We start from the raw sequence: 14,400 nt of genomic DNA, 5'->3' as shown, positions 1-14,400 counted from the left end.
GAAATACAGCCCGCAGCCGATATCCGTCTTTCAGCGACGCGAAGCAGCCGCCGGCACAATCGGTGCATCGTTTGCGATCCGTTTTTTTCCAGGCCTTCGGCACTAATGTCAGTTATATGTAATATAAATGTGACAATATTCGCCATAAGTGACTTGGTACGTTAGATTTATTTACACAAATAGGAAGCGCCCATACAATAAAACCGACGGCATGTAGGATGAACGCATCCCTACAAATCGCACGCCCCTTGGAGGTGAGTCCCTTTACAGTCCGGTGACAAGGCTTGACAGGCACGATGATCGCCCGGCGATTGCCGGTCGAATTTTGGGAGAGGAGCTTGATCGTAAATGAATAACCGGCGTCACCCGTTATTATTGAATAAAGTCGCAGCGCTTGTATTGGCGTTTGTCCTGGCAGCGGCCCTTCTGCCGTTCGCGGCCTCCGCCGCCCCTCAGGATCCGTTTCCGTTCGAGGAAATCACGCTGCAGCAGCTCGAGGCCGGATTCGAGAGCGGCGAATATACGTCCGAGCAGGTCGTGAAGGCTTATCTGGACCGGATCGCGAAATACGAGCCGAACTACAACGCGTTTACCGTCATGAATCCGAAGGCGCTCGATCAGGCGCGGGAAATCGACCGCCGGCGCGCGGCGGGGGAAAAGCTCGGACCGCTTGCCGGCGTCCCGATCGTCATTAAGGAAGCGGTGGACATGGCCGGCTTCCCGTCGACGATGGGATGGGCCCCGCTCAGCAAACAAAAAGGCGGCATCGAATTGATTCCGGAGAAAGACGCTCCCGTCGTGGCGAGGCTGAAGGATGCGGATGCGATTATTCTCGGGAGAACGAACATCCCCGCCTTCAGCAGCTCCGGCACCCGGGCGACGACGAGCTGGGACGGAGACACGTACAACGCGGTTGACCGCAGGCTCGTTCCCGGCGGAAGCAGCAGCGGCACGGCGATGTCGGTATCGGGCAACTTCGCGGTGCTCGGCATTGCCGAAGAAACCGGCGGGTCCATTCAGAACCCGGCGGCGGCGCAGGCGCTGGTCGGCATCAAGCCGAGCTTCGGACTCGTGCCGAACGCCGGTGTCGTGCCCTTGGGCGGCAGCACGCGCGACGTCATCGGGACGCATGCGCGCACCGTCCATGACGCGGCCGCCATGCTGGATGTCATCGCCGGCTACAGCTACGAAGATCCGAAAACCGTCGCTTCCATCGGCAACATGCCGCGCGGGGGTTATACCTCGAAGCTTAACAAGCAGGCGCTGAGAGGCAAGCGGATCGGCTTGTACGGCAAGGGCTGGCGGGATCAGGAGCTGACCGAGGAAACGCAGGCGCTCTACGACCGAGCCGTGAACGAGCTGGAGAAGCAGGGCGCCGTCGTCATTCCCGATCCATTCGCAGGCACCGGCTTCGCCGAATACGTGAAGGAAGCCGGATCGGTCGGGATCGAGTCGGTCATTTACGACATGCAAAATTATTTACATCGGCTCGGTCCGAGCGCCGCCATCCATACGGTCCGGGAGCTGATCGATAAGACGGGCGAGACTCCGCCCGTATTCAGCCGCTACAACGGCAATCTGCCGGATCCGGACGGCGAGCCGGACTTGTCCAAATTTTTGGAGGCGCGGACCAAGCTGCTGCAAATCATCAACGACGTGATGAACCGATACGATTTGGACGCGCTCGCTTATCCGCAGATGTTCAAAGAAACGCCGCTGCTCGCAAGCGACGACGACATCGGCGCCACAACCGTATCGGAAATCAACATCGCCGGCGTTCCGCTCGTTACGGTACCGGCAGGCTATTATAAGAGCGGCTCTCCGTTCGCCATCGCGTTTACCGGAAAAATGTGGAGCGAAGCCGACCTGCTCGGCATGGCGTACGATTACGAGCAGGCTACCCGTTACCGGAAAGCGCCCGTTCTGACCGAGAAGCCGTAAGCGGCGGAAGCGCAGCTTCGATTTTGCGCAGAACGGCATTGACATTTGCTCCCGGGAAGGGTATAACAGAAACAAATCTAACACATTCGTTGATGGGAACGCATCCGCTTGAGTCCGGCATTCCCCAGAGAGTCGGCATCCGCTGAAAGCCGACGTTTGCCGCCAAACCGGGTATCCTCCCTGAGAATCGCCGCCGAAGGAACCTGCCGCGACCGCTCACCGTATTCGGCTTTACAGCAGCCGATGCGCCGGGGTCCGAGAGGTACGACGTAAGCGGCGACGGCATCCGCCGTTACACGGAGCGCGTATGATGGTACGCGGCAAAGAGCCGTTCTTCCCCGGTCTGCGGGCGAAGGCGGAATTAGGGTGGTAACGCGAGCACAAGCCTCGTCCCTTTCGGGGGACGGGGCTTTTTTATTTTGACCGCAAAGCATGTGAAGGAGACGATGACAATGGACCCCGAAACGAACAAAACGGTAAGCCTGGCCGAAATCGCCCAGGCGCAAATGCATATCAAGGACGTGGCCGCCCGCACCCCGCTGCTGCACAACCGGCCGCTGTCCGAGCGGTACGGCTGCAGCGTGCTGCTGAAGCGCGAGGACCTGCAGGCCGTCCGCTCCTTCAAGCTGCGCGGCGCTTACCACCTCATCAAATCGCTGCCGGCGGAGCGCGTCGCCCGCGGCGTCGTCTGCGCCAGCGCCGGCAATCATGCGCAGGGTGTCGCCTATTCGTGCCGGGCGCTCGGCATTCCCGGCAAAATTTTCATGCCGAGCACGACACCCCGCCAGAAGGTCAGCCAGGTTTCGTTTTTCGGCGGCCCGGACGTCGAAATCATCCTGACGGGGGACACGTTCGACGACGCGTTCGCCGAAGCGGTCGCCGCCTGCGAGCGCGCGGGCATGGCATTTGTCCATCCGTTCGACGATCCGAAGATCATCGCCGGCAACGGCACGATCGGCAAAGAAATTATGGAGGCGGCGGAAGCCGCGCCGGATTACGTCTTCGTGACTATCGGCGGAGGCGGGCTGGCCGCGGGCGTCGGCGCTTACGTGAAGGCCGTCTCGCCTTCGACGAAACTGATCGGCGTCGAGCCCGAAGGCGCGCCCTCGATGCAGGCGTCGCTGGCGGCCGGCGCCGTCAAGCCGCTGGAAACGATCGACAAGTTCGTCGACGGCGCGGCCGTCAAAAGGGTCGGCGACCTGACGTTTCGCATGTGCCGGGAGCTGCTCGACGACATCGTGCTCGTCCCCGAGGGCAAAGCCTGCACCGCCCTGCTCGACCTGTACAACGAGAGCGCGATCGTCGTCGAACCGGCCGGCGCGCTGCCCGTCGCCGCGCTCGACCTCTACCGCGAACAGATCGAAGGCAAGACGGTCGTCTGCGTCATCAGCGGCGGCAACAACGACATCGACCGGATGCAGGAAATCAAGGAGCGGTCGCTCATTTACGAAGGACTGAAGCATTATTTCATGGTCAGCTTTCCGCAGCGCGCCGGCGCCCTGCGGGAATTTCTCGACGAGGTGCTCGGCCCCGACGACGATATCACCCGCTTCGAATATACGAAGAAGCATAATAAAGACAACGGCCCGGCGCTCGTCGGCATCGAGCTGAAGCGCCGCGAGGATTACGGCCCGCTCGAGGAGCGGATGCGGCGTAAAGGGTTCCAGTTTCTGGAGCTGAACAAAGATCCGGTGCTGTTCAATTTGCTGATTTGAGGCCGCTCCGTCCGGGCATATGTGGAGTCCTCTCATAGGTATAAACGCCGCTGCATAGGTTAAACAGAAGATATGGCGGACCAGCCGTGAGCGAAGAGGATACGCGCCGAACGCTCCGGCGGTTACATCCGTTTGACGCCGCGTTCATTCGGGGGTAACAATCGGCCGCTATACTATCGGCAGGAGGTGTATGCCATGCTGACCAGTCTGACCGCTGCATGCCGGCCCAAGCTGATGATTTTGTATGCCTCATATGGAGAAGGACACCTGCAGGCCGCCTGCGCCTTACGCGACGCGCTCGAAAGCCTGGGCATCGGCCGGACCGTGCTTGTCGACCTGCTTGCGGAAGCTCATCCGTGGATAAACGGGATGACCCGCCGCTTCTATATGAAAAGCTTCACCCTCATGCCCGGCCTGTACGGCTGGCTCTACGACCGCACCCGCCCGATGAAGCACGATTCGCTATTTGCGGAATGGCTCCATTCGTTTGGCCGCGACCGGCTCCGCCGGCTGCTGAGCGAGGAGCGTCCCGATGCCGTCATTCATACCTTTCCCCTGCTGGCGATGCCCGCCTTAAAGCGGCGCACCGGCCTGCACATCCCGACCTGCACGGTCGTGACCGATTTTGACCTGCACCGCCGCTGGGTTCACCCCGATATCGACCGTTATTACGTCCCGACCGAGGATATGCGCCGCGAGCTGATTTCGCTCGGCATTCCGGACAGCCGCATCTGCGTCAGCGGCATCCCGCTTAAATCCGGCTTCCGCTCCGTCGCTCCAGCCCCCGGGCTCCGGAAGTTTTACGGCCTGCCGGAAAGCGGGCCGGTCGTGCTGCTGATGGCCGGCGCCCGCGGCGTCCTGCCCGGCCTGGCCGGCGTCATCGCCGCTCTGCTGAAGCAGCCGCAGCTTACCGTCGCGCTCGTGTGCGGCCGCAACGAAACGCTTGCCCGCCAAATTCGCTCGCTGTTCGCCGGGCGGCCGGAAGCGGATCGGCTGCGCGTGTTCGGCTTCGTCGAGCGGATGCACGAGCTGATGGCCGTTGCGAGCTGCATCGTAACGAAGCCGGGCGGCGTCACACTGGCTGAAGCGCTCGCCGCGGAGCTGCCGATCTTCGCTTATAAGCCGGTCCCCGGCCAGGAGCGCAACAACGCGCTGTATCTCGCCGGCCAGGGGGCCGCGACGATCGCCTGCACGCCGGATCAGCTTTGCGAAGAAATTTTGAAACTCCTCGGCGATCCCATTCGTTTAAAGACTAGCCGGCATGCCCTTCGGAAGCTGCAGCACGGAAGCGCCGCGGATACGGTTGCCTTGGACTTTTGCTCCAGCTTGCATATAATGGAAGGAGCTTTGGGCGAACTCGGGCGCCGGTGAACTTCCGCTCCTTCCTGCGCAAGCGGCAAGCCCGTTCAAATAGATTCAAAGGGGACCGTTTATCGTGAATCCTGTTCGCAGCCGCTGGCTCAGTCCGGAAATGATGCTGTTCATCCTGATCCTGTTTCTCGTCGAGCTCGTTCGCGGCGCGGTGCTCGGCAGCTTTCTGCCGATCTTCGGCGTCAAGTCGCTCGGCCTGACGCTGGACGTGATCGGCGTCGCCGTCACCGCCCACTATCTCACCGATACGCTGCTGAAAATGGCCATCGGCTATTTGCTCGACCGTTTCTCCGTCCGGTTCGTCGTGAACGGCGGGCTGCTCGCATCGCTCGCGGGCGTATTTTTGTTCCAGTTCGCCTTCCAGCCCTGGCTGTTCATCGTCGCCGCGGCGCTTTACGGCGTCGGCATCTCGCCGATCTGGATCGTCTGCCTGACCAAGGTGACGGAGGACCGCCGCGCGACGCAGATGGGCTTCCTGTATACAATCTGGCTCCTGGGGCTCGGAGCGGGTCCCGTCGCCAGCAATATTTTGCTTGACTACAGCACGCAGCTCACCTATTACCTGCTGCTCGCGCTGGCGATCGCAAGCTGGCTGCTGTCGCTGCTGATCGCGGGCGGCCAGTCCGCGTCGGTCGAGCGGCTGCCGCTGCGCGAGCAGCTCGCCGTGCTGAAGGAGCGGCTGCGCCATATGCGGCTGCTCCTTCCCGGAATGGTGCTGCAGACCGGCGGAGCCGGCATGCTCGTGCCGATTCTGCCCAGCTTTGCGGAAGGCCGGCTCGGCATGAACGGCACGCAGTATTCGATGCTGATGCTTGCGGGGGGCGGCTTGACGGCGCTCGGACTGATCCCGCTCGGCAGGCTCTCGGACAAGCTCGGCGGCAAGAAATGGTTTCTTGTACTCGGCTTCGGCCTGATCGGGGCGTCGCTGTACTGCCTTGCGCTGGAACCGCCCTTGTGGGAAAGCATCGCGCTGGCCGGCCTGCTCGGCCTCTCTTACGCCACGCTGCTCCCGGCCTGGAACGCGCTGCTCGCCAACTACGTGCCCAAGGGGCAGCAAGGGCTCGGCTGGGGCATTTTCTCCACGGTCGAAGGAATCGGGGGCATGATCGGGCCGGTCGCCGGCGGCACGCTCGCGTCGTGGCAGGGCGAATCGGCGGTCGTCTGGTATACCGCGGTGATGTATGCGGTGATCGCCTTTTTCTACATCTGGTTTCCGTTCCGCGCCTTTACGGACAATGCCGGCAGCATGAAATAACCAATGGGGGGAGTCCGCAATCGATGGCCGATTATATTCAGGAGTGGTTCCGGGAGCTGCGTCATCTCGATCTGGATCACCTGCAGCGAACGCTGCGGAGCTATTCCGCATACGGACCGCTGCCCGGCATCCTGTTTCCGTTCGCGGAAGCGTTCCTGTCGTTTCTGCCGCTGATCGTGTTCGTTGCGGCGAATGCGAACATTTACGGCTTCTGGCTCGGCTCGCTGTATTCGTGGATCGGCGTCTGCAGCGGCTCCATCGTCCTGTTCTGGATCGCGCGCAAGCTCGGCGGCCGGCTGGGCGGCTGGCTGCAGCGCCGTTTTCCGAAGACGGAGCGTTTCTTCAACTGGATCGGGCATAAAGGATTCACGCCGATATTCCTGTTCGCCTGCTTCCCGTTCTCGCCGTCCGTTCTCATGAATATCGTGTCGGGTCTCAGCCAAGTGCCGTTCCGCACGTTCGCGCTGGCCATCCTGCTCGGCAAAGCGGTCATGATTTCGAGCATTTCGCTCATCAGCTTCAACATCGGGGATATTGCGCAGCAGCCGTGGCGCATCGTCGTGATGATCGTCATGGTTGTAGGGATGTGGTTTGGCGGGCGCAAGCTGGAAGCCCGTTATCAGACCAAATGAAGACCGGGCGAGACCGGACCGCCGTCCGCAGGCACCGGCGCGTCGAAGGCGTTCACGGGATGCAGAAAGCCTCGAAAGGCAAACGAAGCCTGGCCGGTTTCCTCCGAAACGACCAGAACAAGCGCGTCCGTTCGTTCGCTCAGGCCGATCGCCGCCCGGTGGCGCGTCCCCAGCTTTTTGCCCGGCTTTGCGATATGCGAAACCGGCAGCACGTTGGCGGCCGAGACGATGCGGTCGCCCTTGATCAGCACGGCCCCGTCATGCAGCGGATTGCCGGGATAAAAGATCGCTTCCAGCAGTGAATACGTCAGCGTCGAGTCGATGGCAATGCCGGAATGAAGCATCGCTTCCAGCGGGTCGTTCCGCTCCACGACGATGAGCGCGCCGTGCCGCCGCTCCGAAAGATGCCGGATCGTGACGGAAAGGTCGACGTAATCGGTCGTGAACGACGACAGGTAGCACTGCAAATAGAACGAAGCCGCCATCGCTTCGATTTGCTTGAACGATTGGCGGATGCCCTCAAATTCGCGAAGCAGGCAATAATCTTCGTTGTCGATCGCCGCCAGGCTGCGCTGAATTTGGCCGGCTATCCCGCTTAACTGCTCTTTCATCCTTTCCTTCACCGGGGCGGCGTCGCAATTCGTATCCGTCATTCGGCGCACCTCGCTTGCTTGTCGATTTAAAATTCAATGGCTCCATCCTTCAAAGGATTCCTCCGTTTCCACCTGGCTATCCATCGCCCGCCGCCTGCGGTTCTATTGCCAATTCCAACGCATTCATCTAAATATGCAACAAGTGACGACCCGGATTCGTCTGTGATGGCATAGCATGAAACAAGCTCGGAAAGGAGAACTGCTGGAGAATGATCCGACAGGCTGTAGTCATTACCGCAAAAGGCAGAGAAAGCTTCACGCCGGCGCAAACCGCGCGACTTGAGAGGGCCGGCAGGGTGGAATACGTCCGGGCGCTGGACCCGATTCCGCCGGACAGGCTCGCCTCGCTGCTCGAAAACGCCGACGTGGCAGGCCTGACGCCGCGCTCCGTCCCTTCGATCGACGAAGGCTGGATCCGCCGGCTCCCCCGGCTCAAAGGCATCGCCGTCTTCGCCACGGGCGTCGATTATATCGACACGGAGCTGCTGCGCGAAAGAGGCATCGCCCTTCGCAACCTTCCCGACTATTCCACGGTGTCCGTGGCCGAGCATACGATCGGGCTACTGCTGACGCTGTCCCGCCGCATTCATCTCAGCCAGGACCGCGTTCGCGGGCGGGTTCCGGCCGGAACCTCGGTGCGCGGCTGGGAGCTGTGCGGCAAAACGATCGGGCTGGTCGGTCTCGGACGCATCGGCGGCACCGTCGCAAAGCTCGCATCGGCGTTCGGCATGCGGGTCATCGGCTTCGATCCCCGCCAGCGGAACGAGGAGGGCGTCGCTGCGGTTGATATGGAAGAGCTGCTGGCCTCGTCGGATATCGTCTCGCTGCATTACCCGTCGAGCTGGAGCGGCGCCCAGACATTCGGAGCGCCGCAGCTGGAGCGGATGAAGCGCGGCGCCTATCTCATCAACGTCTCGCGCGCGGCGCTTGTCGATGACCGGGCGATTATCGACGCGATCGATGCCGGCCGCTTGTACGGCTACGCGCTGGACGACCGTTTCTCGCTGGCGGACGACAGCCGCGCCCGGAAACAAATCGAGGAAGGGCGCATTTTGCAGACGGGTCATACCGCCTGGTATTCGAACGAGGTGATCGAACGCGGCCATGACGCCTGGGTGGACAACATCGCCGACCTTCTGCGCGGCCTGGTCCAAGCGGAGCCGGAAGCCGGAAAAGGAAGTGCGACGCGATGATTTCACCTGCGGGCGATAAACGGCTGCGGCGGATGGAGCGATGGGTGATCGCCGCAGGATTTGCTGCATGCGCCGCGTTTGCGGCGCTGCTGGCCGCGGTAAAATGGCCGGACTACTGGATCTATATCGCTTCGGAGCAGACCCCGATGACCTGGCTGCAGAGCGTCCTTTGGTTCGGCTGCGTGCTGCTTGCCCTGCTTTGCGCCATGCTGAATTACGCCCGCACCGGACTCGGGAGGGAGACGTTCCTGTGGCTGCTGCTCACCGCAGCGTTCGGGTTTTTGATGGCCGACGAACGATTCGCGTTTCACGAACGGGTGCGCGACCATGTGCTGAAGCCCGCCGGCATTAAAATATTGCCTTGGATGGAAGCCGGGGATTTTCTGCTGCTCGGGTACGCCGTCATAGCGCTTCTGCTGGCTTCTTCGATCGTCAGGCTGTTCCGGTCCCGCCGCTCGGCCCTATTCTGGCTGATTGCTGCCGCGCTGCTGTTCGCGGCGGCGGTCGGGATGGATACATTCGACGTCACGCGGATGACGAAGGCCGGAGAGCGGCTGGAGCAAAGTATCGAGGAAATCGTGGAGCTGTTCGCGGACCAGTCGCTGCTCTCCTCCGTCCTGCTCATGCTGACGCATTACATCCGGTCGCTGCGCTCATAACCGTCCTCCTTTTGAGGCAAACTGATACGGATCAGCGATTTTTTCGCAAGGAGGGAACGCAAGTGGCAGGCGAGCAGCCATCGAACGAGCAGCGCAAGGCCAGTCAGGCGCAATCGGAAGCCGACCGTACCGGCACGGGCAAAGCAAAAGCAAGCGAAATGCAGTCGGAGGCCGACCGCAGCGCGGTACCGAAGCACGGGCTATAGGTTTCCTCGAGCGGCATACGCGCCGGGCGCATGCGATTCGGCGTCAGACTTAAGGGAGGATAAAGCAGCATGAGCGAAGAGAAACGCCATTATGTAATGGAACCGATGTCCGGCGAGCGGGTCGAGGTCGAAGGTACGTATAAAAACGAGTGGGGCGGCGAGGAAAAGCTCCAGCGCGGGCAGACGTTCCCCGCCGATCCGATGCTCGGCACAACCGAATGGGAGCTGGTCGAGCTCGATTTCGACAACCACCACGAGGGACGGACCGACCCGCGGCTTGTGCCGAAAAAGGACGGCAGCTCCAAGGATGCGGAGCTGAAGCATCCGCGCGGCCATATCGACCGCGGCGACAAATAAAACCCGAAAGCCCCGCCGGGACGGAACTTCCAGTAAGTTCCGTCCCCGAACGGGGCTTTATTTTGTACATTGAGGATTGTCCGATGACGGCTCCCGATACGCTAAGGATTGTCACGCTGACGGCCCGCATCCGCCAATATTTCCCGTATCCGGCGGCGCAGTGAAGCAGACCGATCGGATCGGCGGCGAAGGGCTCGCCGCGACAGGCGTTTCACTCCGCATCGTCCGCATCCGCGCCTTTCTGCAGCACATGATCGGCCAGCCGGTCGAGCCGGCGCAGGTGATAGGCGTATTCCAGCATGCCCGACGCCACAAAAACAAGCCGATTGCGGCCGTCCGCATCGGACTGCAAATAATCCGTCAGCTGCCGGGTCAGTCTCGCTTCGCGCTCCTCTTCCGGCACGATTCCGGCATGCGGCTTCGTTTTCCCTTCGAGCTTGAGCAGAATCTGCTCGTGGTATTTCGTCAGCTCCTCGATTTGGGCATCGAGCTGCCGAGCCCATTCGCCCGCGCCGGGCGCGGCGAAATAATGCTCCTCCACCGCATCGAGCAGGTCGGCTCCCTTCTGCAGCGTCTTGATCATCTGCTTCGAGACGATCAGCTGCCGCGCCCTGGACTGCTTGCGCCGCGCCAGCAGCGGCCGCTCCTCCTCGAGCACGTCGTAGCGCTCCTCAAGCTTGCGGAGCGCGCCGTGCAGCTTTTCTTTTTCCTTCCGGTGGACGTCCTCTTTCAATTCGTTCGAAATGGCCATCCGGAGCAGCAGGGACAGCTGCGCGTATGCGCCGTGCACGTGCTCGAGAAACTGCTTGCGCGGCCGCGGCGGGAATACCGCCGCATTGACGGCGAACGCCGCCGCCATGCCGGTCAGCACCATCGAGTACCGCTCCAGCGCGTACAGCCAGCCTTCCCCGTTCGCCTCCATCACCGCCACGACCGTAACGAGCGTGAGTCCGATCGTATTTTCCATTTTGAGCCGGATGCAGATCACGATGACGATAATACAGACCAGTCCGAGCGTAAACGCGGTGTTGCCGAGCAGCTTCACCGCAATGATGGCGACGATCGCGCCGAGCACGTTCGTCTGAAATTGGTCGAGCACCTGCCGCCACGACCGAGAAATCGACGGCTGGATGGTAAAAATCGACGATACCGCAGCCAGAATCGGCGACGAAAAGCCGAGCAGCCCGCTGATATAGACGGCCAGCGCAACGGCAAGGCCCGTCTTCAGGACGCGCGCGCCGATCGTCATGCGCCGCCGCCCTTCTCCGCCCGCGATCGCCCGGCGGCGTCCGCGCCGGCGGCTGTCTGAAGCTCGATCTGCGTTTCGGCGACTGCGGTGCCGTTGACGAGCAGGTGCAGCCGGTGCAGGCCGGGATAATGCTTGCGCGTCGACAGGTCCTTCCAATCAAGCCGTTTCGTTCCGGCGATTTCCGAACCCGGCGCAGCGGTTTTGTCGGTCAGCAGAAATCGTTTCTGCGAAACGGCATCCCTCGCCTTGACATAATCGACGCCGAGCTCGAGGCGCAGTCGGACAGGCTCCTCGTCCCGGCCGTCCAGCTTCAGGCGGTAAGCGAGCTCGCTCGCGCCACCGATGACGGCTTCGCCGCTGCGGGCTTCCAGAGCCGCCTGCTTCACAACCCCGCTTGCGGCCTGTCCGTCGTATCCGAACAGCGCCAGAACGGCCGGATCGGCGGCTTTGACCAGGGAGCGGCAGCCGCGCCGGACGATCCAGTCCGTCCACGGATGTTCGCCGCTCCAGCGGGCCGCGATGTCCCGCACGATTTCCGGATGATCTTTGGCGATATCGTTCAAATTGTTGGCGACGCTTTTGCGCACATAGAGCGAAGGATCGCGCTTCAGCGTCTCCAGAACCGGCAGAATCGGCGACGGATCGCGCTTGAACATCGGCAGTGCGGGCGCCCACGGCAGCCGCGGCCTGCAGCCTTCGCTTGCAAGCCTGCGCACGTGCTCGTTCGAATGCCCGGCCCACTCCCGCATCCGGCCCATCGTCCGGTCCGTCTCCCGCAGCAGAAACGGCCGGATCGCAAATTCCGCCGTCGAGCGGACGGTGAAACGTTCCATCGCTGCCATCGACCGCTCCCAATCCCCGGCCCCGTACACCTCCACGAAATCCGGAAAAAACAAATACGGAAACCCCGTGCACCGCTCGTCAATCGCATACAGCACCTCAAGGGCTTCCGCATACGACGGCGGCAGCAGACGTCCGAGCGATTCGGTAATCCGGCGGATGCGTCCCTTCAGCTCGAGGCCGTCCCACCCCTCGCCGGTAACGAGCAGCGGGAACCGCTCTTCGTCGAACGAGGGCCATTCCGAACGGACGAGCGCCGCAAAGCGCTGCAAAAAAGGCAGGTCATACATTGCTTTGAGCGGTTCAGCCATAACGTTGTCATCGCCTCCTGCCGTTTATTATAGCGCAACCGCGCGGACGGATTAAAGCGGAAGAGCCGGCCAGGAAAGGCGAGTACGGTCGTTGCTCCCGAATCATAAAAAAGCCCGGAGCTGCGTGCGTACCGCGCGCAGCTCCGGGCTATTTTGTCCCGTTCACTCCTCATTCAGTCCTTCGCTTCCAGCTCTCGCATTCTGCCCCAGCGGATCGACGAAGCCTTGGCCGCCGCGCTCCACTCGAGCGTCGGTTCGGCCGGCGGCTCTTCATACGGCAGCGAAATTTCGAAGGTCGTTCCGACGCCCAGCGAGCTGAAAGCCCGGATCCGGCCTTTGTGGTTGTCCACGATTTTGTAGGAAACCATCAGACCGAGTCCCGTTCCTTTCTCCTTCGTCGTGTAGAACGGCTGGCCGATTTTTGCAAGCTGATCCTCCGGAATGCCGGGTCCGGAATCCTGAATGCAGACGACGACCGACGGTCCTTCCCGCCTGCAGGCGATGACGATTTTGCCCCCGTCCGCCATGGCTTCGATCGCGTTTTTAAGCACATTAATAAATACCTGCTTCAGCTGGTTTTCGACGCCCTTCACCCACAGCGGCGCGCCGCCGGGCAGCGGTTCCAGCTCAATATTGTGCAGGATCGCCTGCGCCTCAAGCAGCGTGACGGTATCGCCGAGCACCGCCCGGATGTCCTTGTAGCTCAGCTCGTAAATTTGCGGCTTCGAAAGCATAAGCAGCTCGCTGACGATCGATTCGATGCGGGTCAGCTCCGACTTCATGATATCGAAATAATTTTTGCCTCCGAGCCGCCCCGATGCCATCAGCTGCAGGAACCCTTTCAGCGACGTGAGCGGGTTGCGTATTTCGTGCGCGATTCCGGCAGCCAGCTGGCCGGCTACATACAGCTTCTCGGAGTTGATGAGCAGCTCCTCGTTTTTCTTTCGCTCCGATATATCCCGCACGATGACCTGGAAGCCCGGTTTTCCCGACATTCTCGTAAACGTCTTGACCATTTCGGTATGCAGCGTTTTGCCCTTGACCGTATACCAGTCCATCTCCAGCGGTCCCAGCTGGCTGTCCTCGCCATTGCTCAAAATTTCCTGCATGAGCGAATGAAATTTCGGCTGCAAATATAAAAATACCGTCCGCCCGACCAGATCCTCCGCGCTGTCCGCTTCGAACATCGCAAGCCCCGAGCGGTTGACGTAGGTCCATCTGCCGTCCTGGACGATGGCGATCATGTCGATCGAATTTTCGACCAGCAGTTTATATCGCTCGCCCACGGCGCTGTATCTGCGGTCGACGCTGCGGGCCAGCAGGCTGAACGCAAAGATGGCCAGCGTCGCCAAGCCGAGCACGACGGAAAGCATTCGCATATAATCGTCGAGCCGGTCCGACGTGAGCACGGTATTGTAGACGATCGCGGCCGAGCTCAGGCCGAAGAGCTGCATGCCGATGCCGGATAGCCCAAGCAGAGCCGCGGCGAGCAGCGTCAGCGGGCCTCCCTTTCGCGTCACGAAATAGAAGGAGCAGGCCGTTCCGGCGAGCCCGACAATAAACGCGGCGCACGCAAGCACCGGATCGATGGCGTACCGCTGCGTTTCCCCGCTAAGCAAGGTGCAATAAATCATCACGCCGCAGCCGGCTGTTATCAAAAGCGATGCGCCCATCACGCGAAGCGGCTGCGAAGCCCGGCTCCCGAGCAGCTTAAACGACGCAAAAGAGCAGCCGGCGGCGCCCGCCAGCTTCACGATGGACGTCCAGTCGATAATGACCATATCGTCCGAGGCAAGCAGCAGGATGAAATTGCTCACCCACAGCCCGACGCCGTAAACCGCCGCTCCGCTGAGCAGCCAGTATCTTTTTCTCGACGCCCCCGCCTGCTCCAAATAGCCGATCAAGTGATACATCGTAAAAGAGGCAAACAAAAAAATTGCCGCCGCGAGCAGCAAAAACGTCCATTTCTCCGAAGCGATCCATAAGTCCATAACGATCCCCAATTGACTATAAATTCT

13 protein-coding genes are annotated in these 14,400 nt (G+C 61.4%); 9 read left to right on the top strand and 4 right to left on the bottom strand.

The window, feature by feature from the left end; genetic code table 11:
• Positions 1 to 348 precede the first annotated feature (348 nt).
• The 5 genes from PD282_RS02690 to PD282_RS02670 all read left to right on the top strand — a co-directional run bounded on the left by PD282_RS02690 (position 349) and on the right by PD282_RS02670 (position 6,914).
• On the top strand, positions 349 to 1,941 hold the full coding sequence (locus tag PD282_RS02690) for an amidase (protein WP_274648852.1): 1,593 nt from the start codon (positions 349 to 351) through the stop codon (positions 1,939 to 1,941).
• 452 nt (positions 1,942 to 2,393) lie between these two features.
• Positions 2,394 to 3,656, top strand: coding sequence for a threonine ammonia-lyase IlvA (gene ilvA, locus PD282_RS02685; protein WP_274648851.1), 1,263 nt, complete (start codon positions 2,394 to 2,396; stop codon positions 3,654 to 3,656).
• Between the two features lie 195 nt (positions 3,657 to 3,851).
• Positions 3,852 to 5,027, top strand: a complete 1,176-nt coding sequence (locus tag PD282_RS02680; RefSeq protein ID WP_274648850.1) for an MGDG synthase family glycosyltransferase — start codon at positions 3,852 to 3,854, stop codon at positions 5,025 to 5,027.
• A 64-nt stretch (positions 5,028 to 5,091) separates the two neighbouring features.
• Positions 5,092 to 6,282, top strand: coding sequence for an MFS transporter (locus PD282_RS02675; protein ID WP_274648849.1), 1,191 nt, complete (start codon positions 5,092 to 5,094; stop codon positions 6,280 to 6,282).
• Between the two features lie 23 nt (positions 6,283 to 6,305).
• Complete coding sequence (locus PD282_RS02670; RefSeq protein WP_274648848.1) at positions 6,306 to 6,914, top strand: TVP38/TMEM64 family protein; 609 nt, start codon at positions 6,306 to 6,308, stop codon at positions 6,912 to 6,914.
• On the opposite strand, the gene cdaS is transcribed toward PD282_RS02670, so the two are convergent.
• Positions 6,902 to 7,567, bottom strand: a complete 666-nt coding sequence (gene cdaS, locus PD282_RS02665; RefSeq protein ID WP_274648847.1) for a sporulation-specific diadenylate cyclase CdaS — start codon at positions 7,565 to 7,567, stop codon at positions 6,902 to 6,904. The two genes, PD282_RS02670 and cdaS, sit on opposite strands and share 13 nt — an antisense overlap.
• Positions 7,568 to 7,776: 209 nt before the next feature.
• Between cdaS and PD282_RS02660 the strand changes: the two genes are divergently transcribed.
• From PD282_RS02660 to PD282_RS02645, 4 genes are all read left to right on the top strand, one after another.
• Positions 7,777 to 8,760, top strand: coding sequence for a 2-hydroxyacid dehydrogenase (locus PD282_RS02660; protein ID WP_274648846.1), 984 nt, complete (start codon positions 7,777 to 7,779; stop codon positions 8,758 to 8,760).
• Positions 8,757 to 9,419: a hypothetical protein gene (locus tag PD282_RS02655; RefSeq protein ID WP_274648845.1), complete on the top strand. Its 663-nt coding sequence runs from the start codon at positions 8,757 to 8,759 to the stop codon at positions 9,417 to 9,419. The genes PD282_RS02660 and PD282_RS02655 overlap by 4 nt, the downstream gene beginning before the upstream one ends.
• Before the next feature lie 62 nt (positions 9,420 to 9,481).
• Positions 9,482 to 9,625, top strand: a complete 144-nt coding sequence (locus PD282_RS02650; RefSeq protein WP_274648844.1) for a hypothetical protein — start codon at positions 9,482 to 9,484, stop codon at positions 9,623 to 9,625.
• Between the two features lie 69 nt (positions 9,626 to 9,694).
• Positions 9,695 to 9,982 carry a transposase gene (locus tag PD282_RS02645; protein ID WP_274648843.1) on the top strand — a complete coding sequence of 96 codons (288 nt, stop codon included), beginning with the start codon at positions 9,695 to 9,697 and terminating at the stop codon, positions 9,980 to 9,982.
• 211 nt (positions 9,983 to 10,193) lie between these two features.
• Here the strand turns inward: PD282_RS02645 and PD282_RS02640 are convergent, their stop codons facing one another.
• The 3 genes from PD282_RS02640 to PD282_RS02630 form a co-directional block, all read right to left on the bottom strand.
• Positions 10,194 to 11,231: an aromatic acid exporter family protein gene (locus PD282_RS02640; RefSeq protein WP_274648842.1), complete on the bottom strand. Its 1,038-nt coding sequence runs from the start codon at positions 11,229 to 11,231 to the stop codon at positions 10,194 to 10,196.
• A complete protein-coding gene (locus PD282_RS02635) occupies positions 11,228 to 12,382 on the bottom strand; it encodes a DNA alkylation repair protein (protein ID WP_274648841.1) in 1,155 nt (384 codons plus the stop codon). Before PD282_RS02635 ends, PD282_RS02640 begins: the two co-directional genes overlap by 4 nt.
• A gap of 173 nt (positions 12,383 to 12,555) precedes the next feature.
• Entirely contained in the window at positions 12,556 to 14,373 is a 1,818-nt protein-coding gene (locus tag PD282_RS02630; RefSeq protein ID WP_274648840.1) for an ATP-binding protein, read from the bottom strand.
• Positions 14,374 to 14,400: the final 27 nt, after the last annotated feature.

Source organism: Paenibacillus humicola, from assembly GCF_028826105.1.
Taxonomy (GTDB): domain Bacteria; phylum Bacillota; class Bacilli; order Paenibacillales; family Paenibacillaceae; genus Paenibacillus_Z; species Paenibacillus_Z humicola.
Note: the sequence above shows the minus strand (reverse complement) of the source record. Positions and strands in the feature narration are given on the sequence as shown.